The following is a 22758-nucleotide window of genomic DNA, read 5'->3' as shown; positions in this document are numbered from 1 at the left end:
CATATGGCAACCCCGAGATTGTTGGAAAGGTATAATAACGAAATATCGCCGGAGATGATGAAGTTGCTGGGCTATAAGAACAAGCTTGCGGTGCCCAGGCTCAAAAAGATCGTGATAAATGTAGGGCTCGGAGAGGCGGCGCAGGACATAAAGTTCCTGGACGCCGCCCAGCATGAGCTTGCCATGATAACGGGACAGAAGCCGGTCGTCACCAAAGCTAAAAAAGCGATAGCGAATTTTAAGATAAGGAAGGGCTCGTCGATAGGCTGTAAGGTCACGCTCAGAAAAACGATGATGTACGAGTTCCTGGATCGCCTCATCTCTGTGGTAATACCGAGGATAAGAGATTTCAGAGGGTTGTCCGTGAAATCTTTCGATGGGACGGGAAACTATTCATTCGGCCTGAATGAACAGAGCATATTTCCGGAAGTTGACGCCGATAAGATAACGAAAGTGCATGGCATGGATATCACTATAGTTACGACCGCTAAGACCGAGAAAGAGACATATGAGCTTTTAAGGCTTATCGGAATACCGTTCGTAAAAAAGCAGAAGGATTAATATAAGATGGCAAAGACATCGCTTATTGTAAAACAGCGGAGGCCGCAGAAGTTCGGAGTGAGAAACTATAACAGGTGCAAGCTTTGCGGCAGGCCGCGAGGATATATGAGAAGGTTCCAGATGTGCCGTATATGCTTCAGGGAGCTGGCCTCCCGCGGAGAGATTCCGGGCGTGGTCAAAGCAAGTTGGTAATAATTTAAAGGAAAGAGAGTTGTATGTCATTAACAGATCCGATAGCAGATATGTTGACTATTATAAGGAACGCGAGCCGAGCCGGGAAAGATGTGGCCGAGGCAAGGAATTCCGTTGTATCGGAAAACATATTAAAGATTCTGAAGAAAGAGGGCTTTATAGCCAATTACAAGGTTATAAAGGATAACAAGCAGGGTATTCTTAGGATATATCTTAAATATCTGAAGAATGGAACGCCTTCTATCCTGGGGTTAAAACGGATTTCGACCCCGGGGCTTAGAGTCTATAAAAAATCCGATAGAGTACCTAAGGTATACGGCGGTTTGGGAGTTGCCATAATATCCACTTCAAAAGGGCTTTTAACCGATAATGAGGCCAGAGACCAAAAGGTGGGCGGAGAGGTTATCTGTTATGCGTGGTAATGCGGAGATGTCGCGATGTCAAGAATAGGTAAAAAAGCAATAGCAATACCGGCTGGCGTGAAGATAACCATTTCGGCGGATAATGCAATAACCGTTGAAGGGAAGGGCGGAAAACTATCTTATAAGGCACTTCCCCGCTTCAAAGTAGAGGTTAAGGACAATACGTTCTCTGTTTCCAGGCCTTCCGACATGAAGCAGGACAAGTCCACACACGGATTGATACGCAGTTTGGTTAACAATATGATCATAGGCGTCACCGCGGGCTACAAGAAAGAGCTTGAAATCACCGGCGTAGGTTTTAAGGCCGCGGTACAGGGCAAGGTATTGAATATTCAATTGAGTTACACTCACCCTATAAATTACGCTATACCGGACGGCATTACTATAGTAACGCCGAAACCTAACATAATCGTTATCACAGGGATAGATAAAGCGAAGGTCGGTGAAGTTGCGGCTGAGATAAGGGACTATTACAGGCCGGAACCTTATAAAGGAAAAGGTATAAAGTATTCAGGCGAATATGTGAGACGCAAGTCCGGCAAAGCTGTCGCCGGTGCCGCCGGTGCGGCATAAAATATCAAAAAGCAAAGCGGATAAAAAATGAAGAAATGGATAAAGATCGAGGGACGTGAGAGAAGGCGCAAGATAATCCGTAAAAAAGTCATCGGGACTATTGAGCGGCCCCGGCTGAGCGTTCGAAGAAGCTTGAGCCATATGTATGCGCAGATAATAGACGATGCAGCCGGTCGAACGCTTGTCTCGCTGTCGACGCTTTCACCTGAAGTAAGGGAAAAGTCTGGAAAAGATAGCGGTAATATCAAGGGTGCCTCGCTTCTCGGCGCGGCTATAGCTGAACGAAGCAAAAAGGCCGGAGTGACGAAGGTGGTATTCGACAGGGCCGGTTATCTATACCATGGGCGTGTTAAGGCGCTGGCAGAGGCCGCTCGTAAGGGCGGTTTACAGTTCTAAAGCAAGAGGAGCGTAAATTGGCAGACAACAGTAAGAATGAAAATGAAATAAAAGATACGGCGAAAAGCCAGGCCGACGCGGCCGAGAAGACGGATGCAGGCGGGCAAAAAGCGGCCGATGTAAAAGCGGAAGCTGCCGCTCAAACGCTGTCCGTTAAGGCTCCCGGGCAGAGCGAAAGGCGGCCCCGGCGCGCAGGCGGAGGAAGGCCGCAGAGGCAGTCCCGCGGTCGCGGCGATGAAGACGGCCTGATAGAGAAGGTCGTAAGTATAAAGAGGGTAGCCAAGGTAGTTAAAGGCGGACGCAGGTTCTCTTTTAACGCGCTAGTAGTCGCGGGCGACGGTAAAGGTAATGTCGGGCTTGGATTTGGAAAAGGCAATGAAGTCGCCGAAGCCATACGCAAGGGCATGACCGATGCGAAGAAAAACTTGTTTAAGATACCCCTTAAAGGGACCTCGATACCTCACGAGATGATCGGGCGTTTTAAGGCTGCCAGGGTGCTATTGAAACCTGCAAGAGAAGGCACTGGAGTAATTGCCGGAGGCGCTGTGCGCGCTATATGCGAAGCGGGCGGCATAAAGGATATTCTTACCAAGAGCCTGGGCTCCGATTCCGCTTTGAACGTCTTAAAGGCGGCAATTGACGGCTTGAAACATTTGAGATTACAAAGAATTATCGAAGAAGAGGTAGTGACCGGTGAAAATAAATGAAATAGGCGCACCTAAGGGTGCTAACAGGAAGACTAAAAGACGAGGGAAAGGTTCCGGCTCAGGACATGGAAAGACATCATGCCGCGGCCGTAAAGGCGCGAAGAAGCGCTCAGGGAGGACCACTCGTCCCGGTTTTGAGGGCGGACAGATGCAGTTTATAAGGCGGATCCCTAAGAGGGGCTTCGGCATCATGTTCAAGGTATACAATCAGGTGGTTAACACGGAATCTCTGAATAGATTTAGCGCAAATAGCACTGTGGGGCCGGATGAATTTAAGAAAGCGGGTTTAATAGGCAGCGTTAAGGAGCCGGTAAAGGTATTGGGCCACGGAAAGCTCGAAAAAGCCTTGACCGTCAAGGCGCATAAATTCTCGGAAAGCGCAAAAAAGCTGCTTACTGCCGCCGGTGCCAAAATCGAATACTTAGGGCGATAAGATGATAGAGGCTTTTGCGAATATATTAAAAATACCGGATCTGCGCAAGAAGGTGATGCTCACACTTGGCCTTATAGCGGTATACAGAATAGGCACCTATATACCGACGCCCGGTATTGACGGCGCAAAATTAGCGCAGTTTTTCGCTCATGTCGCTCAGAGCCAGGGCGGGCAGCTCTTTGGCATAATGAATATGTTCTCAGGCGGCGCCATATCGAGGATGACCATATTTGCCCTCGGTATCATGCCATATATCTCGTCTTCGATCATAATACAGCTCCTGACAGCCGTGATACCGGCCCTCGAGAGGCTCGCGAAGGAAGGCGAGGCGGGACATAAGAAGATAGTTCAGTATACCAGATACGGCACCATAGCGCTATCCGTCGTCCAATCTTACTTTATCGCGTTATGGCTCGAGAATCCGGCGCATTTTCAGGGCCTGCAGATAGCGCAGTTTCCGGGCTGGTCCTTCAGGATACTTACTGTGATAACGCTTACCAGCGGTACGGCTTTCATAATGTGGCTCGGTGAGCAGATACAGGAATACGGGATCGGTAACGGCATGTCGCTTATCATCACGGCCGGTATAGTTTCAAGAATACCGACCGCGCTGTATCAGTTATGGTCGCTCTTCAGCCCGTTCGCGCCGGAGAAAGCGCAGCTGGATCCTTTCACTTTAGTGATCATGATAGTGCTTCTTGTGGGAGTCGTCATTTCGGTGATAGTGGTAACGCAGGGCCAGCGAAAGATCCCGGTGCAATATGCGAAGCGCGTTGTAGGGCGTAAGATATACGGAGGCCAGGCGACGTTCTTGCCGCTCAGGGTAAACCAGGCCGGCGTAATACCGATTATATTCGCGCAGAGCATAATACTCTTTCCCGCGACCATAGCCGGCTTTGTGCCGAATCAGGGTTTCCAGAAGTTCGCCGCTATGTTGACGCGGGGCGAATGGGTATATAATTCGATCTATGCGCTCTTAATAATGTTCTTTGCGTATTTTTACACTGCTATAACTTTCAATCCGATCGACATTGCCGACAACATGAAGAAATACGGCGGATTCGTTCCCGGCATAAGGCCGGGGAGACAGACCGCAGAATATCTGGATTTCATAATGACGAGGATAACGTTTCCGGGAGCGATATTCCTTGCGATAATAGCGGTACTGCCCAGTCTTATATCGGGCTGGCTCAAGATACCGTATCTTGTCGCCAGCTTTTTCGGCGGTACGGGACTCCTTATCATCGTCGGTGTTATGCTCGACACCATGAAACAGATCGAGTCGCATCTGCTGATGAGGCATTACGAGGGCTTTATGAAGAAGGGTAAGCTCAAAGGCCGTATATCATCGTAAAGGATTTAAGGTGAAATTGATTCTATTGGGGCCTCCGGGGGCAGGCAAGGGAACGCAGAGTGTGGTGCTTGCCAAAAAGTATAACCTTCCTCATATTTCAACAGGGGATATACTTAGAGAGTCCGTGAAGAGCGGCCAGCCTCTCGGGCTTAAGGCTAAAGAATATATGGATAAAGGCGCTCTCGTTCCGGATGAGATAGTGACGGGTATAGTTGCGGAGAGGCTTAAGAGACCCGACACTAAAAAAGGTTTCATTCTGGACGGCTTTCCGAGAACTATCAAACAAGCGGAGGACCTCGGTTCCGCGCTGAAGGATATGGGCACAGAGATCGACGCTGTCATATATTTTGAGACCTCTACGAATGTGGCCATAGAGCGGCTGACCGGCAGGAGGGTATGTAAGTCCTGCGGTTTCAATTATCATATAAAGAACATTCCGCCAAAAAAAGAGGGCATTTGCGATAAATGCGGAGGGCAGCTTTACCACAGGGCGGATGACAATGAAGCGACTGTGCGAAACAGGCTGAAAGTTTACGAAGACCAGACTAAACCCCTGATCGATTATTACAGCAAGCAGGGAATTCTGGAAAAGGTTTCCGGCGATATGGGGGTAGACGAATTGTTCAAAGTTCTTTCTAAGTTGTTTGAAGACGCAAAACTTGCATGATCGTCCTGCGTAGCGAAGACGAAATCTCGTCGATACGCAGCGCCGGGCAGATAATCAAGGCAACGTTTGAGATTCTGCGTAAAAACGTGAAGCCGGGTGCGCGTACGGTCGAGCTGGATGCTATCGCGAGAAAAGAGATTGTCAGGCGCGGCGGAGTTCCGGCCTTCAAAGGAATTAAGGTCGCTGGCAGGGAGTATCCGGCTAATATATGCGCTTCGGTCAATGAGGTCGTCGTGCATGGCATACCGTCCGGAAGAATGCTTGAAGAAGGCGATATAGTTTCGATCGATATCGGCGTGAAATTCAAAGAGTACTATGCCGACGCCGCGATCACCGTCGGCGTAGGAAGAATAAGCGAGGCCGCTGAGAAGCTGATATCGGTTACGAAGGAATCGCTTTCCAGGGGGATCGGGAATGCGATAGCCGGCTCGCGCCTCGGCGATGTCTCGGCCAGCATCCAGGAATATGTCGAGAGGCACGGCTTCAGCGTCGTAAGAGATCTAGTCGGCCATGGCATAGGAAGCGCACTTTGGGAAGATCCGCAGGTCCCTAATTACGGAAGGCCCGGTACGGGCCCGCGGCTTCAAGCCGGAATGGCGCTGGCGATAGAGCCCATGGTGAACGCGGGGACTTATGAAGTTGAGACCCTGGAGGACGGCTGGGCGGTCGTTACGTGCGATAGGAAGCTTTCAGCTCATTTCGAGCATACGATAGTCATAAGGGAGGGCGAAGCTGAGATATTAACAGCGTAAATATTATGTGCCCTAAAGAAGAAGCGATAGTTGTTGAAGGTAAAGTAGTAGAGACACTGCCGAACGCGATGTTCAGGGTTGATCTTGCGAACGGCCATAGAGTGCTGGCGCATATTTCAGGGAAGATGCGGATGCATTTTATCAGGATATTGCCCGGCGACAGCGTGACATTGGAGCTTTCTCCTTACGATCTGTCGAGGGGAAGAATAGTCCGCAGAGAGAAATAGGAAAAAATATATGAAAGTAAGATCGAGTATAGGCAAGATATGCCCCAAGTGCAAGATAGTGCGCCGTAAAGGAACGCTAAAAGTGATATGCGCGAATCCCAAACATAAGCAGAGGCAGGGATAGTTTTTTAAGTCGACAGGAGGAATAAGTGCCGAGATTACTGGGTGTTGATATTCCAAAGGAGAAGAGGACCGAGATAGCCTTGATGTATATTTACGGAATAGGCAGGTCTCTGTCCAATAAGATATTAAAGGTAGCGAACATAAGCCCCGATAAACGGGCCAAGGATCTCACTGAAGAGGAGGTCGCCAGGCTCGCTACGATCATTCAGAGGGATTATAAGGTCGAGGGAGATTTGCGAAGAGAGATTTCGTCCAATATCAAGAGGCTCATAGACGCGGGAACTTATAGGGGTTTCAGGCACAGGAGAGGCCTTCCCGTAAGGGGCCAGCGGACAAAGACTAACGCCAGGACCAGAAAAGGGCCCAGGAAGACAGTCGGTATCAAGAGAATAAAAGCGGAAAAGCCCGCCTTGAAGCCAACAGCAGGGAAAAAGTAAAATAAGAAGGGTGCAAAGTGGAACAGAAAAAACCTAAGGCAAAAAAAAGCAAAAAGATAGTACGGGCCGTTTCGAGCGGCGTTGTCCATATATTGGCGTCGTTCAATAATACGATCGTCACGATCACCGATAAAGAAGGCAACGCGCTGACATGGGCGTCGACCGGCAGCGCCGGTTTCAAAGGCTCCAAAAAGTCGACCCCCTTTGCCGCCGGTATAGCGGCCGAGAGCGCGGCCAAGAAAGCGGTTGAGAGAGGCCTTAAAGAGGTCGATGTGGTAGTGAAAGGCCCCGGCGCCGGCAGGGAGTCCGCTATAAGGTCAATTCAGGCAGCCGGTGTTGCGATCAGATCGATTAAGGACGTCACTCCGATACCGCATAACGGATGCCGTCCACCGAAGCGAAGGAGAGTGTAATGGCGAGGAATACCGGTCCATCGTGCAGGCTTTGCAGGAGAGAAGGCGCTAAGCTGTTCTTAAAAGGTTCAAGGTGCGTCACTGATAAGTGCGCAATATCGCGACGAGAGTACGCCCCCGGCCAACACGGCCAGATCAGAAAGAAAGAGTCTAACTATGGCCTTCAGATGAGAGAGAAGCAGAAGGTCAAAAGGATATATGGCGTTTTAGAGCGCCAGTTCAGGCATTATTTCCAGATTGCGGAAAGATCCAAGGAAGTAACGGGTATTATGCTGCTTCAACTGCTTGAGAGAAGGCTCGATAATGTGATCTACAGGATGAACCTCGGTAATTCAAGGGCAGAGGCAAGGCAACTCGTTCAGCATGGCAGAGTGTATGTAAACGGGAAGAGAGTCGATATACCGGCTTATACAGTCAAGCTCGGAGAGGAGATCTCCGTAAAAGTCTCAGAAAAGCTTACAAAAGCTCTCAATGAGAGAGTGGAAATTCTTAAGGATAGGCCTACAGCTAAATGGCTGGAAGTCGACGACAAGGCCCTGAAAGCTAAGGTTACAGCTATACCGACGAAAGAGGATGTAGGGTTCCCGATACAGGAACAGTTGATAGTCGAGTTATACTCCAAGTAAAATAAATCTTGTAACGGGACGGGCTTTTAAACGGGGTAAATTTAAGGAGATATGTGATATGGGTATAAGCATGAAGAGTTTCGAAATGCCTAAAAAGCTCGTATTGGATGAATCGACCCACACTCCTACATACGGGAAGTTTGTGGCAGAGCCGTTCGAGAGAGGCTATGGCATGACGATCGGTAACGGCCTGCGCAGAGTGCTGATATCTTCCATAGAGGGAACTGCCGTAACCAGCATAAAGATAGACGGCGTACATCATGAATTTTCAGCCATAAACGGTGTTCTCGAAGATGTGCCGCAGATCATAATGAATATAAAGAAATTGGTGCTGAAGTCCCACTTCAAGATCCCAAAACCGATGATCATCGATGTCGAAAAGAAGGGGGAAGTGACCGCCAAAGATATAAAGACTGACGAGACGGTAGAGATAGTAAATCCTGGCCTGCATATAGCGACGCTCACAAAAAACGTTAAGCTGAGGATCGAGATGGAGATCGCGCGCGGAAGAGGTTATGTCCCTGCGGAGCGCAATAAGAAAGAAGGCCAGTCTATAGGAGTGATAGCGGTAGATTCCATATTTACGCCTGTTAAGAAAGTGAATTTCTTCGTCGAGAATACTCGGGTGGGACAGATAACAGATTATGATAAATTGACAGTAGAGGCATGGACCAACGGCGCCATAGACCCGAAAGAAGCGCTTCTTTACGCATCTAATATACTGCAGAGGCATCTCGATATATTCGTAGGGTTCGGAAAACTGCCTGAAGAGGAAGAGGTGCCGGAGGAGACGGAAGCGGAGAGGCAGCTTAAGGAGAAACTAAAAATACCGATTTCAGAGCTGGAACTGTCTGTGAGGAGCTCGAATTGTCTCAGGGAAGCCAAAATAAAGACGATAGGCGACCTTGTCAAGAAGTCAGAGCTCGAAATGCTGAAATACAGAAATTTCGGCAAGAAGTCACTGGCTGAGATAAATAAGATACTGGGGGACATGGGTATAAATCTTGGGACTAAGATAGAAGAGGATAAATCTAAGAAAGAGTCGGAATAATGAGACATAGAAAACAACGTTCAAGACTCAGCATGATGACCGCCCGCAGGAAGGCGACGATGATAAATATGGTATCGAGCCTGTTTATTCATCAGAAGGTAGAGACCATACTTGCCCGGGCTAAAGTGGCGAGAAGGCTTGCTGAAAAACTTATAACAATTGGCAAAAAGGACACGGTTGCCGCAAGAAGAAGAGCCTACCAGATATTGAATGATAGAGACCTGGTGGGGAAGCTTTTTACGGAGATAGCGCCGCGTCATAAGAACAGGACGAGCGGATATACCAGGATCATACAGCTTGGTTTCAGGCGGGGCGATGGGGCTAAAATGGCTATTCTGGAACTCACGGATAAAAAGATCGTCGAAAAACTTCCCAAGAAGAAAGGGAAGGAGGCAGCGGCGAGCGAGCCTAAGAAGACCGCTAAACAAACTGCCCCGGAAGAGGTCAAAAAACCGGCGGAGGAAAAGAAGGAAGTTAAGAAGGATGAACAAAACATAAAGCATATACCGAAATCCAAGCCCAGTTTCGAAGACGAGAAAAGGAACGAGAAGGCGAAGAGCGAAGAGCGAAAGATCGCCGGGCAGAAGGGTTTCATGAAGAACCTTAGAGGACTCTTTCGTAAACGAGGCGACAGGTAGTTTTAGGTATAATAGCATACTCACGCTCCCTAATTTTCTAGCGAAGATTAGGGGGCTCTTTATTTTAAGATAAGATTTTTCGGCCCAATAACCAGTCTGAGCCTTCGGGCACTTGCTTTCGCTTGTCGCAGATGTGCATTAGGCATGCACATCTGCTGTGGAAAAATTTCGATGGCCAATGGCAGGACCCGTAAAAATCTATTTGAGCCGCGTTCGGAATCGAAGAATATTTTCGCCGGAGCGAAGGTAAAATTCCGCTTGTGATTTACTGTATTTATACTATAATATATGAAATTAATTCAAATAAAGGCTCTGCATGAGGCTTACTAAAAGAGTATCGGAAATCAGTGAATCGGTAACCCTTGGGATAACTTCTAAGGCCAGGAAGATGGCCAGGGAAGGCATAGATGTCGTCAGTTTTGCCGCCGGAGAGCCTGACTTTGACACGCCCGCGCATATAAAGGCCGCCGCCATTAAGGCCATAAATGACGGTTTTACCAAATATACGCCTTCAAGCGGAATGCCTGAGCTCAGAGATGCTATATCCCGAAAATTTAAGAAGGATAATAACATTGACTATTCGCCTGGGCAGATAGTGGTTTCCAACGGAGCCAAGCATTCACTGTACAATATTTTCCAGTCCATTTGCGGCCCGGGCGATGAGGCGCTCATACCGGCTCCTTATTGGCTGAGCTATCCCGCTATGATATTAATGGCGGAGGCGAAGCCCGTATTTATAGAGACGAGTCCCGCGAATAATTTTAAGGCTACGGAGAAGGATATAATCTCAAAGATAACTTCGAGGACAAAATGCCTCGTGCTGAACAGTCCTTCAAACCCTACGGGGTGTGTTTACGATCGGCATGAACTTGAGACGATAGCCAGGCTCGCGATTAAGCATAAGTTCTTCGTTGTGAGCGATGAAATATATGAGAAGCTGATATATGACGGCAAGAAGCATGTCTCGATAGCGTCGCTCGGAAAAGATATATATGACTGGACGATCACTGTAAACGGCGTGTCGAAAAGCTATTCGATGACCGGATGGCGCATAGGCTACGCCGCGGGACCGCAGGATATCATGAAGGCGATAGGAAATCTGCAGAGTCACGCCACATCAAATCCATCGTCCATAAGCCAAAAGGCGGCGCTTGAAGCTATTACCCAGGATCAGGCTTTTATCGATGATATGAAAGCGGAGTACGAAAAGAGGCGCGACTACATGATATCGAGGGTGAGCTCGATGAAAAATATATCATGCATAAGGCCAGAAGGCGCTTTCTATTTATTCTGCGATATATCTAAGATGAAAAAAGATTCCGTGGCTATAGCCAACGCGCTCCTTGAAGCTGTGAATGTAGCGGTTATACCCGGCGAGCCTTTCGGCGCCAGGAATTTTATTCGTTTGAGTTTTGCCACCAAGATGGAAACTATAAAGAAGGGTATGGACAGGATGGAGGAGTATTTTGCCAAACATGGGTAAGACGATCTCGGAGAAGATATTATCAAATCATTCAGGTAAGGACTTGAGGGCGGGAGACGTCGCGGTCTGTGATGTCGATTTCTGCTTTGGCCAGGACGGTACCAGCTCTATTATAATAGACAGCTTCAAGAAGCTGGGGGTCGATAAAGCGTTCGATAAATCTAAATTTCGCATGATCATCGATCATTCCGCGCCAAGCCCCAATATCGGCGTCTCGGCGATACATAAGAAGATGCGCGATTTCGCGAAGCATCTGAATGTCGGGATGTACGATATCGGCTGTGGCGTGTGCCATCAGCTGGTGCCGCAGAACGGCCTTGTCACATGCGGTGACCTGGTCTTGGGCGCGGATTCACATACCTGCACGTATGGCGCGATAAATGTATTTTCGACCGGGGTCGGCTCGACCGATCTGGCCATCACCCTTGCCAGCGGCAAGAACTGGTTCAGGGTGCCGGAGACGATAAAGGTCATAGTGAACGGGAAGCTTCCGAAGGGCGTTTACTCAAAAGATATCATCTTGCATATAGCCAAAGATATAGGCTCTAATGGCGCGACTTATAAGGCTGTGGAGTTTTACGGTGAGGCCATAACGGCATTAAGCGTGGATGCTCGCCTGACCATATCTAACATGGCCGTCGAAATAGGCGCAAAGGTCGGCTTGATGGAGGCTGACTCCAAGGTGTTAAAATGGGTCGCGAAGGCCGGCGCGAAAGACCCCAAGCCCGTTAAAGCGGATATTGACGCGAAATATGTCGCAGTTAAGACGTATGATGTGTCGAATCTCGTGCCCCAGGTGGCCAAACCCCATGCCGTCGATAACGGCGCGGATATTACGGAGCTTTTGGATGTAAAGATCGATCAGGCGTTCCTCGGCACCTGCACCAACGGAAGGCTTGAAGACCTGGAAGTCGCCGCAAGGATATTAAAAGGGCACTCTATATATCCCGGCTTGAAATTTGTAATAGCGCCTGCTTCCAGGGAGATATACCTCGAGGCTCTGAAGAAAGGTATAATAGAAACGTTTGTGAAGTCCGGATGCATTGTAGTGGCTCCGGGATGCGGGCCGTGTGTCGGCACGCACAACGGCGTTCTTGCCGACGGAGAGATTGCGATATCGACCGCCAATAGAAATTTCAAGGGGAGGATGGGCAATCCGAACTCATTCATATATCTCGCAAGCCCGGCGACTGTGACAGCGTCCGCTATTACCGGCAGGATAGCCGATCCAAGAGAATTCAGGAAGAGGTTATAAAGATGAAACATTTCGCAAGACGCTTAAAAGTAAATGACAACATCAATACCGATTATGTGATATCCGGAAGGTATAAATTCAAGATCCAGGATCCCAAGGAGCTTGCAAAACACATATTTGAGGATATAGATCCCGACTTCGCGGCAAGGGTCAAAACGGGCGATATGCTTGTCGCGGGCAATAATTTCGGATGCGGCTCATCGAGGGAACAGGCGCCGCAGGCCCTTAAGACGGCCGGTTTTTCCGCTATAGTCGCCAAGAATTTCGCAAGGATCTTCTATAGAAACGCGTTCAATATCGGCCTCCTGCTCATAGAGTGCAACACTGACTTTATCGATGATGGCGACGAGCTGGAGATCGACACAGAAAACGGCAAACTGCGGAATAAGGGTAAAGGGCTATTGCTTGACATAAAGCCCGTCCCTCCGGTCATGAAAAAGTTACTGGAAGACGGCGGCGTCATCGAGCATTTTAGAAAATACGGGGGATTCAAATTTGAGTAAATACAGGGTTACGCTTATTCCCGGCGACGGCACCGGACCGGAACTTGCGTTGGCCGCCAGGAGGTGCGTCGACGCCTTAGGCGTCGACATAGAATGGGAGCTGGCCGATGCCGGTGAATGCGCGATTGAAAAATACAAGACGCCGCTGCCGGATTGCACATTGGAATCCATTAAGAAGAACAAAGTGGCGCTCAAAGGGCCCATCACGACTCCGATAGGCACAGGATTCAGAAGTGTCAATGTCGAGCTGAGAAAGAGGCTTGATCTATATGCGTGTCTGAGGCCATGCAGAAGCTATAAGGGTGTGCGCTCCAGGTATCAGGATATTGATCTTGTGATAGTGCGCGAGAATACAGAGGACCTTTATGCCGGTATCGAGTTCGCTAAAGGCACTAAAGAGGTAAAGGATCTGATAGCCTGCATTGAGACGTTGGGTAATAAGAAGATAAGGGACGGTTCGGCCATAAGCATAAAACCGATCTCTGTCGAAGGCTCCAGGCGCATAGCGAAGTTCGCCTTCGATTATGCCGTCAAGAATAACAGGAAAAAAGTAACGGCGGTCCACAAAGCGAATATCATGAAATACACAGACGGCCTTTTTCTTGAGGTCGCCAGAGAAGTGGCGAAGTCCTATGAAGGCAGGATAAAGTTTGAAGACAGGATTGTTGATAATATGTGCATGCAGCTGGTGCAGAAGCCGGAAGACTACGATGTGCTGGTATTGCCTAATCTTTACGGCGATATACTCTCCGATCTGGCAGCCGGTCTCATAGGGGGATTGGGCGTAGCGCCCGGAGCCAATATCGGAAAAGACGTAGCGGTATTTGAGCCTACGCATGGAAGCGCCCCGAAATATAAAGGCCTGAATAAAGTAAACCCCTCTGCCCTGATACTCTCCGCGGTCTTAATGCTGAAACATCTCGGCGAGGAGCGTCATGCCGTAAGACTGGAGAATGCGTGCGCCTCGGTTATCGAAGAGGGCAAATTTGTCACTTATGATATGAAGGAAGACAAAAATGACCCGGCCGCTGTCGGGACCAGTCAGATGGCCGACGCTATAATCGAAAAGATAAAGAAGGCAAAATGAAACCGTTTTCATACAAGATATCCGTAATCGGTGCCGGAGCGGTAGGCGCGACCCTTGCTCAAAGGCTATTTGAATCCGGCCTGGCCGATGTGGTGCTGGTAGATATTCTTAAAAATATAGCATGCGGCAAAGCTCTCGATCTATTGGACGCTTCGCCGGTCACGGGAACCGAAAAGTCGATCATCGGCACCGATGACTATCAGGAAATTCGGGGCTCGGATATTGTGGTTATTACCGCGGGCCTTCCCAGAAAACCGGGCATGACACGGGAGGATCTCATCTCCAGGAATGCGGCAATTGTAAAAGATGTGGCGGCCAAAATTAAGACGCATGCTCCCAGGTCTATAGTGATGGTCATAACGAATCCGCTGGACACGATGACATACCTTACCTATAAAGCTACAGGTTTCGATAAAACAAAAGTGCTTGGTATGGCAGGCGTGCTCGACGGTTCGCGGTTCATCGCGCTTATAGCCGATGAGCTTAAGATCCACCGTTCGTCGGTAAAGACGTGTGTGATGGGCAGTCACGGCGACACGATGGTGCCCGTTATCTCAAAGACATCTGTGAATGGGAAGCCTCTATCAAGCGTGTTATCCAGGGATAAGATCGACAGTATAGTGAAGAGGACATGTGACCGCGGCGCGGAGATAGTGTCGCTCCTCGGCACCGGCAGCGCATACTATTCGCCAAGCGCGGCGGCCCTGAGAATGATCAGGGCTATTATGGATGACCGCGGCGAGGTCATTACGGCGTCAGCTTATCTTGAAGGGGAATATGGCCTGAAAGATATATGTATGGGCGTGCCCTGCAGATTAGACAGCCGGGGTATCGTAGAGGTAGTCGAACTTGATCTGTCGGAGCAGGAGAGGTCTGCTTTCTCAGCCTCAGCGAAAGCTGTAGGGGGTTCGATTGAGCTCTTACGGACTTCGAGCATTCTCCGTCAGCCGGCAGAGGAAGCTGGTGCGGGGTGAGGAGCTATGACCTGGCTATAATAGGTTCCGGCCCCGGCGGTTATGTGACCGGCATATACGCCGCACGCCATGGCCTGATAACCTGCCTCATAGAGAAGGATCTCGTCGGTGGGACCTGTCTTAATAAAGGCTGTATACCTACCAAATCGTTATTAAATTCCGTTTCGATAATATCAAAGCTGAAACATGCGCCGGATTTCGGTATTACCATAGATGCTTACAGGGTAGACTTTGAAAAGGTAATGTCCAGAAAAGATGAGGTTGTGAGCCGCCTTCGCGCCGGCGTCGAGTCTCTGCTTAAGGCCAATAAGATCGAGCTTATAAAGGGAGAGGCGCGGCTTGCTTCAGCCGACACTATCGCCATCGATGGCCGAGAAGAGATAAAGGCCAAAAATATTATAATAGCAACCGGTTCCAGTGTGGCCCATCTGCCAAATATAAATATAGATAATGATAATGTGCTTTCAAGTGAAAGTATATTAAATATAAAACGTGTGCCGCGCAGCCTTGTTATAATAGGCGGCGGCGTGATAGGGTGCGAATTCGCGAGCCTATTCGCGAATCTTGCCTCTAAAGTTACAATCGTGGAGATGACGGACCGCCTGATCCCGGGCCAGTCTCGTGAAGCTTCAAAGAAGCTGGAATATAATTTCAAACGAAGCGGTATCGATGTCCTGACGTCTTCTATGGTCGAGAGCTTAAGTGCCGCGGGCAGCGTTACAGTAAGGGTATCGGGCGGCAAAATTATCGAAGCGGAGAAGGCGCTCGTTTCGATCGGGCGTGTGTCAAATATAAAAGGATTGGCCCTGGAAGGTGTCGGGATTAAAACGTATAACGATAAAATATGCGTGAACGAATTCTTGGCGACCGATATTCCGAATATTTACGCAGTCGGAGATTGCGTACCGGGTCCGCAGCTTGCGCACAAAGCCTCATACGACGGGATACTTGCGTGCGATAATATTCTCGGCAAAAGCCGAAAAGTAGATTATTCAAATATACCGAACTGCATATGGACGGAACCGGAGATCGCCAGCGTGGGATTGCCTGAAGAGGCCGCCAAGGTTATGCATCAGGATATAAAAGTGGCTAAATTTACATATCTTGCTTCAGGTAAGGCTTACCTTGAAGGCGAAACTGAAGGCTTTGTAAAGATAGTCGGGGTGCCTTCCACGGGAGAGATAATCGGCGTCGAGATATTCGGCAAGGATGCGTGCAATCTTATAGGTGAAGCGACGCTCGCAAAGACCAGAGGCGTAAAGATCGAAGACTGGGGCCGTGTTGTGCACGGCCATCCTACGCTGTCCGAGATATTTCAGGAGTCCTGTTATGTATTTCTGTCCCCACTCATACCGGCAGGACGAAATCCTGAGTGAGGCAATATATTTCGTCCCCAGTTATGCTGGCGGGATGAAATCCTGAGTGAGAATATATATTTCAGGGTACTCCTATACATAGCGTTTAAGGACTAAAGTGATATTGGATCTGGGTTTGACAGATTACGAAGAATGTTATAGGACGCAGAGAGAGATGGTCGCCAGAAGAAAACTGGGCGAGATAGGCGACACTCTTATACTTACTGAGCACAGCAATGTCTTTACGATCGGCCGGACGGGGGGTAAAGAGAACCTTCTTGCGGATGCGGCGTATCTGCGGCAAAAAGGCATAAAGGTCCTGGATGTTGATAGGGGCGGCGACATCACATTTCATGGCCCGGGGCAGCTCGTTGTCTATCCTATTATAGAGCTTAAAGAGAAGTGGCGGGATCTGCACAAATATATGCGGAACCTCGAAGATGTAGTAATAAAATTTCTGAAAAGATACTCGGTACGGTCCGGCAGGGAGCCGGGCAGAACGGGTGTTTGGGCGTCAGGGAAGAAAGTGGCGTCAATTGGTATAGGCGTCAGCAATTGGGTGACGTATCACGGCATGAGTATTAATATCAACCCCGATCTTGAATTTTTTAACATGATATACCCATGTGGTTTAAAAGGTATTAAGATAGCTTCATTGAAGAGCCTCTGCGGGAAAGACATCACGGTTGGAGAAGCAAAAAATGCTGTTATTTCGGATTTCGACAGTGTCTTTAATTCCGGAAGAATATACTTTATCCCTGCTTGCACCGACGAGGTGAAATCTTGATCGATATTAAATTGCCGTCACTTGCTGAGGGCGTTGACAGCGCCACCGTGACTTACTGCCATAAGGGCGCAGGAGAGCATGTTAAGGAGGGAGACGACCTTATCGAATTAGTTACGGATAAGGCCACTTTCAACATGCCGTCGCCGGCATCGGGAGTTTTAAAAGAAATACTTGTGAGTGAAGGTGATCAGGTCAAAGTGGGCCAGATTGTGGCAAGAATAGAATAGAGCTTTCGCGATGTCGAAAAAGATACTGCTGTTATTCATATCCGAACATTCGGGCCATCATTGCGCCAGCCGTGCCATTGAAAAGGCCCTGCGAATAATCGATCCGACCGTCGAGACGCTTAATATAAACTCCTTTAATTACACTAATCCCATCCTGGAAAAAGTTATCAATAGGGCATATATGGGCGTCGTTATGAAGACCCCTGAGGTATGGGAATATCTGTATGACAATCCCAAAGTCCTTAAGAATACGCAGAAGCTCAGGGCCATGATCCACCGCTTTAATACCGGCAAATTAAAGTCTCTTCTGGATGAGTTTAAACCGGATGTTATCATATGTACACAGGCATTCCCTTGCGGCATGATAGCGGATTATAAAAAGAGCCTTAATATAAAGATACCGCTTATAGGCGTGCTGACCGATTATGCGCCGCATTCTTATTGGGTATTCAACGAAGTTGATAAATATATAGTACCGTCCGTAGATACCGGAAAAAAATTGATAGATAACGGAATTGACCCGGCCAAAGTCGAGGAGTTCGGAATCCCCATAGATCCTAAATTCCGCGATTGTTGCACAAGAGAAGAGCTCTGCGATGAGATGGGGATCGACCGCCGCATGTCGTGTGTGCTTATAATGGGAGGGACCCAGGGTTTAGGCCCGATAAAGAGTGTGGCCAGGCTGCTGGATGCTTCCGGACTCAATCTGCAGGTGATAGTAGCGGCCGGAACGAATAAGAAAGTTTATAAATGGCTTAAGAAGAGGCATTTCAAAAAGAAGTTCATTATTCTGCCTTTTGCCGAAAATGTAAATGAGTTGATGCGGGTGGCCACCATTATTATAACGAAACCCGGAGGCATAACGACAGCTGAGGCGCTCACTGCGGGCGTTCCTATGCTCATACTGAATCCTCTTCCCGGACAGGAAGCTATGAACACCAGGTTCCTGCTTAAGGAGGGTGTAGCGGTAAAAGCTGAAAGCCCCGAAGATGTCGTGGTGGTATTAGAGGAATTGCTATATAACACAAGCAAGTTAAAGGTGATGGGCCAGAAAGCCCGCGCGCTTTCTAAGCCTGACAGCGCGATCAACATAGCCAGGCTCACAATGGTGTTGGCCGGATGATATTGTATATCTTATATAGAATAGGGCTCTTTCTGGCGCTTACATTGCCAATACGCGTATCGTATGCCCTGGCATGTGTTTTAGCGGATATATTTTACTATATCTCTCGAAGGGACAGAAGGGCAGTAATAAATAATCTTACCATGGTCCTCGGACCCTCCGCCGGTGATAGAGCCATAGCCATGATGGCAAAAGATGTCTTTAGAAATTTCGCAAAATATCTTATTGATTTCTTCAGGTCTCAAAAGATAGACAAGGATTATCTGAAACAGAATGTGAAGGTGGAGGGTTCCGGCAATATAGATGATGCGCTGGCCATGGGCAAGGGAGTGATCATGCTTTCCGGCCATATAGGAAATTGGGAGCTGGGAGCCTTTGTGACTTCCATGATTGGTTATCCGATAAATGCCGTAGTTCTTACGCATAAAAATAAACGTATAAATGATTTTTTTACCAGTCAGAGGCTTATGGGCAATATGAAGCCCATAGAACTGGGCGCTTCGTTAAAGTCCTGCTACAGGGCGCTCAGAAATAACGAGCTCTTGGCGCTTTTAGGCGATAGGGATTTCACGAAGAACGGCATCTCTGTGGACTTTTTCGGAAAGAGGACTATGATGCCCAAGGGGCCCGCTACATTCAGCTACAGGCTGGGTTCTCCTATCGTTCCCGCTTTTCTGGTGAGGGAGCCGGATAACACTTTCAGATATTTCATGGAAAAGCCTATCATCTCGGCTCCCGGTCTTGACGAGGAAACAGCTGTCAGGGAGCTGACCGCCAGATGCTCCAGCGCCATAGAGGCGTGCGTTAAAAAATATCCAACGCAGTGGTTTGTATTTCGAAACATGTGGAATAACGATGATAAAGAATCTCTGCGTCCTGATACCATCATATAACGAAGCCAGGACGATCGGGCATATTGTCGCTGATCTGGTCCAGAAAGGATTTATCGTTTATGTGGTGGATGACGGCTCTACCGACGACACGGCCGGAATAGCGCATGCTCAAGGCGCGGTAGTCGTCAAGCATAAAAAGAATATGGGCAAGGGCGCGTCTTTGCGCGAGGGGTTCAAGCATATAATAAAAAAAGGATTCGACGCGGTCATAGTTATGGATGGTGACGGACAGCATCTGGTCGCCGATATAGGAAATTTTATCGAGAGGATGGAAGCGACGGGCGCGGACATGGTGATAGGCAACCGTATGCTGGATGTGTCGTCGATGCCCGAAGAGAGGAAACATACCAACCGTTTTATGTCCAGTTTTATATCATTCCTCTCCGGTCAGCGTATACCCGATAGCCAGTCCGGTTACCGCCTTATAAAAAGGGAGGTCCTGGAGAAGGTCAACCTTAGATCATCGAATTTTGAGATAGAATCCGAAATGATAATAAGATCGGCCAGAGCCGGATTTAAGATAGAGTCGGTGCCTATAAAGACCGTATATAATAACGAGAAGAGTAAAGTAAATCCTCTGGTTGATACACTGAGATTCATCGCTTTTGTCGCAAAGATAATATTTACAAAGTGACGTTATGCCGAAGAAGTTGAAAAAAGGGCTCGTACACATATATACAGGAGACGGAAAGGGTAAGACGACCGCGGCTTTCGGTCTGGCCCTCAGGGCTGCGGGCGCGGGGTTAAAAGTCTGTATATATCAATTTATAAAGGGTCCCGGCTTTAACGAAAATAAAATATTCGGCAATATCGGAAAGATAAAGATCGAGCAGTGCGGGAGAGGCCCGTTCATAAGAACGAAGCCCACTCCGAAAGACATCGAGTGCGCCTCGAGAGGATTTAAAAAAGTCTGCCGCATCATCGATTCAGGTCTTTACGATCTCGTGATCCTTGACGAAGTGAACGTCGCCCTGAAGATAGGTTTGATAAAGACCTCCGATATGTTAGTCCTTATAAGGCAAAAGCCCGTTTTTGTGGAGCTTGTCATGACGGGCAGATGCTGTCCGAAGAGCCTCTTCAGGTATGCGGACGTTGTAACCGAGATGAGGAAGATAAAACATCCGTTCGATAAAGGTGTGATGGCGCGAAAAGGCATTGAATATTAATATCCTTGACATAATACCGCGGTAATATTATAATCGCAGCTGTCTTTGAAATATAGCTATATAGGCGCCCGGGAGGGCTTAAAAGGGAATTCCGAGTGAAGTTAAACGGAAACGGTCCCGCCGCTGTAGGGGATGACGAAATTCTAAAGAGGCCATTGTCCTTTTGTATCGGGATGAGAAGGCATAGAAGAGTAGGATGATTCCCCAGTCAGAAGACCTACCTATATAATGATTCCGCCGATGCGGACTGGTACGTGAAATACCAGCATATACGGGTTTAGTAGAACAGGGAACTAGCCCTTGGCATTTTTGCCGAGGGCTTTTTTATTTAGGAGTGTCAACGAAATGCGAAAGATAATAGTTCTTGTCATTGTTTTTGGTTTATCATGGCAAACAGCATTTGCCGTAGAAAATGAACATAATGAAAACGATAAGAGTACCATTGAAAGCATTGCCGGGACAGTAAGCCAGCCAATAAAGGAGATACTGGGCAGTGTGGTCGGCCTTGAGAAGATAGTCGTGTCCCCCGACAGGATCAGGGAATCATCGACTATGACGGCCAGCGATGTGACGGTCATAGGACAGACGGAGATCGACGAAAAAAAAGATAATTTTGTAAAAGATATACTGGTCGATCAGGCGGGAGTGACCAAGACTTCGTCGGGCGCCTTCGGCGGGCAGACGGAGATACGCATACGCGGCGCCAATCCAAACCATACGCTTGTGCTCATAGACGGCGTGAAGGTATACGACCCGGCATCCGTGAACGGTGCCTTCGATTTTGCCAACCTGCCTTTCGATAACATAAAGCAGATCGAGGTTTTAAGGGGGGCGCAGAGCTCGCTGTATGGTTCCGACGCAATAGGGGGAGTCATAAGCATCGAGAGCAAAAAGCCTGACGCGCCGTTCCTGGAGACCGGCATCGAATCAGGGTCATTTCAGACACTGACTGAGTATGTAAATCTGGGGGGATACGAAAAAGGGCTGCATTATTCGTTCGCTTTTTCGCAATTCAATACTCAGGGGATCTCGTCTGCCGATCAGCGGACTATTCCGAATATACAGGAAACAGATCCATATAGAAGGACCAGCGTCGCGGGACGGTTAGATTACGAAATCACCCCAGACCTTACCGTAGGAACCACTATCAGGAACGTATACGCGCGCAACAAATATGACGACTCGAATCCCGTGACGTGGGCATTACAGGACAATGACCAGCTCACGGGTACATCCAACATGTTCCTTTATTCACTATATGTAGAACATAAACCGCTGGAGTGTTATGACTATTCGATCAGGTATTCATACATGGATAACTTGAGGCGCGACTTCGATCCTCCCGCGGGCCTCAGGGACTGGTATTGCGGAAAGGCGAACAGGTTTGATTTTCAGAATAATTTTCATATAAAAGATTTCGATATAGTTACCGTAGGATACGACTATGCCTACGAACAGTCGGACGCCTATTATTATAATACCGCCAACGGCGAAAGCAATGACCCAAAAGTTTTCGCGAGAAACTCGGCGCTCTACTTGCAGAACAAGGCATTCTATCAGGATCTTATCGGTTCCGCGCAAAGCATGCGCGTAGATCACCACTCGCAGTTCGGCACAAACCTGACTTACAAGATAGACGGTTTTTACCGTGCGCCGACCGGAACCAGGGCCAGAGGCTCATACGCGACATCGTTCAAGGCGCCGTCACTCTATCAGCTGCATGCCCCCGCCAACCCATCCTGGTTCTTCCTGGGCGGCAATCCTAATCTCAATCCCGAGAAGGCGCGATCTTTTGAAATAGGCATCGACCAATATGCTTTCAATAACGCCCTCAAAGTGAGCGTCACATATTTTTATACCAGATTTGGCGATCTTATACAGTATTTTACGGATCCCACCACGTTCCAGAGCACTTACATGAACGCATCAAAGGCGAAGTCGCTCGGCGTGGAATACGGGGCTGAGGTTAACCTGTTCGATGAAAAACTGAAAGTGGCGGCGAACCTGACCAGCCTCGGCACGAAAGATTACTCGACCGATAGGCAGCTTGCGCGCGTCCCTGTAGACCAATTCAATATCAACGTGAATATAAAACCTGTTCCGAAGTTGAGCATCAATACCAATATCGAGCATACGGGAATGCGTCTTAACATAGGGACCGATAAGATGAAGGCGCATACTGTGGTCGGTCTGACGGCGGAATATGCCGTTACCAAAGAGGTAAGCATCTATACCAGGCTGGAAAACCTATTCAATGAATACTATGAAGAGGTGCGCGGGTATGGTACTCCTGGATTTTCAGCTTACGGGGGCGTGAAAACGAAGTTCTAGGA

30 protein-coding genes and 1 riboswitch are annotated in these 22758 nt (G+C 48.5%); all 30 genes read left to right on the top strand.

The genetic code is table 11. The annotated features are described in order from the left end of the window. Window positions 1–3: 3 nt before the first annotated feature. The 30 genes from rplE to NTY76_04165 all read left to right on the top strand — a co-directional run bounded on the left by rplE (window position 4) and on the right by NTY76_04165 (window position 22756). Window positions 4–561: a 50S ribosomal protein L5 gene (gene rplE, locus NTY76_04310; GenBank protein MCX5678314.1), complete on the top strand. Its 558-nt coding sequence runs from the start codon at window positions 4–6 to the stop codon at window positions 559–561. Between the two features lie 6 nt (window positions 562–567). Then, window positions 568–753 (top strand): type Z 30S ribosomal protein S14, encoded by a 186-nt coding sequence (locus NTY76_04305; GenBank protein ID MCX5678313.1) that lies wholly within the window; start codon window positions 568–570, stop codon window positions 751–753. Window positions 754–776: 23 nt separating this feature from the next. Continuing rightward, entirely contained in the window at window positions 777–1175 is a 399-nt protein-coding gene (gene rpsH, locus NTY76_04300; protein ID MCX5678312.1) for a 30S ribosomal protein S8, read from the top strand. A gap of 15 nt (window positions 1176–1190) precedes the next feature. Then, on the top strand, window positions 1191–1748 hold the full coding sequence (rplF, locus tag NTY76_04295) for a 50S ribosomal protein L6 (protein ID MCX5678311.1): 558 nt from the start codon (window positions 1191–1193) through the stop codon (window positions 1746–1748). A gap of 27 nt (window positions 1749–1775) precedes the next feature. Beyond that, entirely contained in the window at window positions 1776–2144 is a 369-nt protein-coding gene (rplR, locus tag NTY76_04290) for a 50S ribosomal protein L18 (GenBank protein MCX5678310.1), read from the top strand. A 245-nt stretch (window positions 2145–2389) separates the two neighbouring features. Then, the gene (gene rpsE / locus NTY76_04285) at window positions 2390–2851 is read left to right on the top strand and encodes a 30S ribosomal protein S5 (protein ID MCX5678309.1); all 462 of its coding nucleotides are present in this window, start codon (window positions 2390–2392) and stop codon (window positions 2849–2851) included. Beyond that, on the top strand, window positions 2838–3284 hold the full coding sequence (gene rplO, locus NTY76_04280; GenBank protein ID MCX5678308.1) for a 50S ribosomal protein L15: 447 nt from the start codon (window positions 2838–2840) through the stop codon (window positions 3282–3284). The genes rpsE and rplO overlap by 14 nt, the downstream gene beginning before the upstream one ends. Before the next feature lies 1 nt (window position 3285). Further along, complete coding sequence (gene secY, locus NTY76_04275; GenBank protein MCX5678307.1) at window positions 3286–4638, top strand: preprotein translocase subunit SecY; 1353 nt, start codon at window positions 3286–3288, stop codon at window positions 4636–4638. A gap of 10 nt (window positions 4639–4648) precedes the next feature. Beyond that, entirely contained in the window at window positions 4649–5305 is a 657-nt protein-coding gene (locus NTY76_04270) for an adenylate kinase (protein MCX5678306.1), read from the top strand. Further along, a complete protein-coding gene (gene map / locus NTY76_04265; GenBank protein ID MCX5678305.1) occupies window positions 5302–6057 on the top strand; it encodes a type I methionyl aminopeptidase in 756 nt (251 codons plus the stop codon). The genes NTY76_04270 and map overlap by 4 nt, the downstream gene beginning before the upstream one ends. A 5-nt stretch (window positions 6058–6062) precedes the next feature. After that, window positions 6063–6284 carry a translation initiation factor IF-1 gene (gene infA, locus NTY76_04260; GenBank protein MCX5678304.1) on the top strand — a complete coding sequence of 74 codons (222 nt, stop codon included), beginning with the start codon at window positions 6063–6065 and terminating at the stop codon, window positions 6282–6284. A gap of 10 nt (window positions 6285–6294) precedes the next feature. Then, a complete protein-coding gene (gene rpmJ / locus NTY76_04255) occupies window positions 6295–6408 on the top strand; it encodes a 50S ribosomal protein L36 (protein ID MCX5678303.1) in 114 nt (37 codons plus the stop codon). Window positions 6409–6433: 25 nt separating this feature from the next. After that, window positions 6434–6844 (top strand): 30S ribosomal protein S13, encoded by a 411-nt coding sequence (gene rpsM / locus NTY76_04250; GenBank protein ID MCX5678302.1) that lies wholly within the window; start codon window positions 6434–6436, stop codon window positions 6842–6844. 17 nt (window positions 6845–6861) lie between these two features. Continuing rightward, on the top strand, window positions 6862–7257 hold the full coding sequence (gene rpsK, locus NTY76_04245) for a 30S ribosomal protein S11 (protein ID MCX5678301.1): 396 nt from the start codon (window positions 6862–6864) through the stop codon (window positions 7255–7257). Beyond that, a complete protein-coding gene (gene rpsD / locus NTY76_04240; GenBank protein ID MCX5678300.1) occupies window positions 7257–7883 on the top strand; it encodes a 30S ribosomal protein S4 in 627 nt (208 codons plus the stop codon). The genes rpsK and rpsD overlap by 1 nt, the downstream gene beginning before the upstream one ends. Before the next feature lie 70 nt (window positions 7884–7953). After that, window positions 7954–8934: a DNA-directed RNA polymerase subunit alpha gene (locus NTY76_04235; GenBank protein MCX5678299.1), complete on the top strand. Its 981-nt coding sequence runs from the start codon at window positions 7954–7956 to the stop codon at window positions 8932–8934. Beyond that, window positions 8934–9572 carry a 50S ribosomal protein L17 gene (gene rplQ / locus NTY76_04230; GenBank protein MCX5678298.1) on the top strand — a complete coding sequence of 213 codons (639 nt, stop codon included), beginning with the start codon at window positions 8934–8936 and terminating at the stop codon, window positions 9570–9572. Before NTY76_04235 ends, rplQ begins: the two co-directional genes overlap by 1 nt. 316 nt (window positions 9573–9888) lie before the next feature. Then, window positions 9889–11055: a pyridoxal phosphate-dependent aminotransferase gene (locus tag NTY76_04225; protein MCX5678297.1), complete on the top strand. Its 1167-nt coding sequence runs from the start codon at window positions 9889–9891 to the stop codon at window positions 11053–11055. Continuing rightward, window positions 11048–12310 carry a 3-isopropylmalate dehydratase large subunit gene (locus NTY76_04220; protein ID MCX5678296.1) on the top strand — a complete coding sequence of 421 codons (1263 nt, stop codon included), beginning with the start codon at window positions 11048–11050 and terminating at the stop codon, window positions 12308–12310. Before NTY76_04225 ends, NTY76_04220 begins: the two co-directional genes overlap by 8 nt. A gap of 2 nt (window positions 12311–12312) precedes the next feature. Beyond that, window positions 12313–12813: a 3-isopropylmalate dehydratase small subunit gene (locus NTY76_04215; protein ID MCX5678295.1), complete on the top strand. Its 501-nt coding sequence runs from the start codon at window positions 12313–12315 to the stop codon at window positions 12811–12813. Then, window positions 12806–13900, top strand: a complete 1095-nt coding sequence (locus NTY76_04210) for an isocitrate/isopropylmalate dehydrogenase family protein (GenBank protein MCX5678294.1) — start codon at window positions 12806–12808, stop codon at window positions 13898–13900. The genes NTY76_04215 and NTY76_04210 overlap by 8 nt, the downstream gene beginning before the upstream one ends. Further along, window positions 13897–14874, top strand: a complete 978-nt coding sequence (mdh, locus tag NTY76_04205) for a malate dehydrogenase (protein MCX5678293.1) — start codon at window positions 13897–13899, stop codon at window positions 14872–14874. Before NTY76_04210 ends, mdh begins: the two co-directional genes overlap by 4 nt. After that, a complete protein-coding gene (gene lpdA / locus NTY76_04200) occupies window positions 14871–16250 on the top strand; it encodes a dihydrolipoyl dehydrogenase (GenBank protein MCX5678292.1) in 1380 nt (459 codons plus the stop codon). The genes mdh and lpdA overlap by 4 nt, the downstream gene beginning before the upstream one ends. A 103-nt stretch (window positions 16251–16353) precedes the next feature. Beyond that, window positions 16354–17016: a lipoyl(octanoyl) transferase LipB gene (lipB, locus tag NTY76_04195; protein ID MCX5678291.1), complete on the top strand. Its 663-nt coding sequence runs from the start codon at window positions 16354–16356 to the stop codon at window positions 17014–17016. Continuing rightward, on the top strand, window positions 17013–17243 hold the full coding sequence (locus tag NTY76_04190) for a lipoyl domain-containing protein (GenBank protein ID MCX5678290.1): 231 nt from the start codon (window positions 17013–17015) through the stop codon (window positions 17241–17243). Before lipB ends, NTY76_04190 begins: the two co-directional genes overlap by 4 nt. 10 nt (window positions 17244–17253) lie before the next feature. Continuing rightward, a complete protein-coding gene (locus tag NTY76_04185) occupies window positions 17254–18366 on the top strand; it encodes a glycosyltransferase (protein ID MCX5678289.1) in 1113 nt (370 codons plus the stop codon). Further along, entirely contained in the window at window positions 18363–19259 is an 897-nt protein-coding gene (locus tag NTY76_04180; GenBank protein MCX5678288.1) for a lysophospholipid acyltransferase family protein, read from the top strand. Before NTY76_04185 ends, NTY76_04180 begins: the two co-directional genes overlap by 4 nt. After that, on the top strand, window positions 19222–19893 hold the full coding sequence (locus NTY76_04175; GenBank protein MCX5678287.1) for a glycosyltransferase family 2 protein: 672 nt from the start codon (window positions 19222–19224) through the stop codon (window positions 19891–19893). The genes NTY76_04180 and NTY76_04175 overlap by 38 nt, the downstream gene beginning before the upstream one ends. Before the next feature lie 4 nt (window positions 19894–19897). Continuing rightward, a complete protein-coding gene (gene cobO, locus NTY76_04170) occupies window positions 19898–20425 on the top strand; it encodes a cob(I)yrinic acid a,c-diamide adenosyltransferase (GenBank protein MCX5678286.1) in 528 nt (175 codons plus the stop codon). A gap of 45 nt (window positions 20426–20470) precedes the next feature. After that, window positions 20471–20665, top strand: a riboswitch (cobalamin riboswitch). Window positions 20666–20770: 105 nt separating this feature from the next. Next, the gene (locus NTY76_04165; protein MCX5678285.1) at window positions 20771–22756 is read left to right on the top strand and encodes a TonB-dependent receptor; all 1986 of its coding nucleotides are present in this window, start codon (window positions 20771–20773) and stop codon (window positions 22754–22756) included. Window positions 22757–22758: the final 2 nt, after the last annotated feature.

It is taken from the genome of Candidatus Omnitrophota bacterium (assembly GCA_026387175.1).
GTDB lineage: Bacteria > Omnitrophota > Gorgyraeia > 2-01-FULL-45-10 > 2-01-FULL-45-10 > CAIMPC01.
This window is presented reverse-complemented; position numbering and strand designations above follow the sequence as displayed.

Excerpts from the sequence above, each read along its gene's own strand:
- mdh (MCX5678293.1), top strand. The coding sequence starts at position 13,897 with ATGAAACCGTTTTCATACAAGATATCCGTAATCGGTGCCGGAGCGGTA.
- secY (MCX5678307.1), top strand. The coding sequence starts at position 3,286 with ATGATAGAGGCTTTTGCGAATATATTAAAAATACCGGATCTGCGCAAG.
- map (MCX5678305.1), top strand. The coding sequence starts at position 5,302 with ATGATCGTCCTGCGTAGCGAAGACGAAATCTCGTCGATACGCAGCGCC.
- rplE (MCX5678314.1), top strand. The coding sequence starts at position 4 with ATGGCAACCCCGAGATTGTTGGAAAGGTATAATAACGAAATATCGCCG.
- rpsH (MCX5678312.1), top strand. The coding sequence starts at position 777 with ATGTCATTAACAGATCCGATAGCAGATATGTTGACTATTATAAGGAAC.
- NTY76_04180 (MCX5678288.1), top strand. The coding sequence starts at position 18,363 with ATGATATTGTATATCTTATATAGAATAGGGCTCTTTCTGGCGCTTACA.
- NTY76_04215 (MCX5678295.1), top strand. The coding sequence starts at position 12,313 with ATGAAACATTTCGCAAGACGCTTAAAAGTAAATGACAACATCAATACC.
- rplF (MCX5678311.1), top strand. The coding sequence starts at position 1,191 with ATGTCAAGAATAGGTAAAAAAGCAATAGCAATACCGGCTGGCGTGAAG.
- NTY76_04305 (MCX5678313.1), top strand. The coding sequence starts at position 568 with ATGGCAAAGACATCGCTTATTGTAAAACAGCGGAGGCCGCAGAAGTTC.
- infA (MCX5678304.1), top strand. The coding sequence starts at position 6,063 with ATGTGCCCTAAAGAAGAAGCGATAGTTGTTGAAGGTAAAGTAGTAGAG.
- NTY76_04220 (MCX5678296.1), top strand. The coding sequence starts at position 11,048 with ATGGGTAAGACGATCTCGGAGAAGATATTATCAAATCATTCAGGTAAG.
- rpmJ (MCX5678303.1), top strand. The coding sequence starts at position 6,295 with ATGAAAGTAAGATCGAGTATAGGCAAGATATGCCCCAAGTGCAAGATA.
- NTY76_04165 (MCX5678285.1), top strand. The coding sequence starts at position 20,771 with ATGCGAAAGATAATAGTTCTTGTCATTGTTTTTGGTTTATCATGGCAA.
- NTY76_04235 (MCX5678299.1), top strand. The coding sequence starts at position 7,954 with ATGAAGAGTTTCGAAATGCCTAAAAAGCTCGTATTGGATGAATCGACC.
- rpsD (MCX5678300.1), top strand. The coding sequence starts at position 7,257 with ATGGCGAGGAATACCGGTCCATCGTGCAGGCTTTGCAGGAGAGAAGGC.
- rplQ (MCX5678298.1), top strand. The coding sequence starts at position 8,934 with ATGAGACATAGAAAACAACGTTCAAGACTCAGCATGATGACCGCCCGC.
- NTY76_04175 (MCX5678287.1), top strand. The coding sequence starts at position 19,222 with ATGATAAAGAATCTCTGCGTCCTGATACCATCATATAACGAAGCCAGG.
- cobO (MCX5678286.1), top strand. The coding sequence starts at position 19,898 with ATGCCGAAGAAGTTGAAAAAAGGGCTCGTACACATATATACAGGAGAC.
- NTY76_04225 (MCX5678297.1), top strand. The coding sequence starts at position 9,889 with ATGAGGCTTACTAAAAGAGTATCGGAAATCAGTGAATCGGTAACCCTT.
- rplR (MCX5678310.1), top strand. The coding sequence starts at position 1,776 with ATGAAGAAATGGATAAAGATCGAGGGACGTGAGAGAAGGCGCAAGATA.
- NTY76_04185 (MCX5678289.1), top strand. The coding sequence starts at position 17,254 with ATGTCGAAAAAGATACTGCTGTTATTCATATCCGAACATTCGGGCCAT.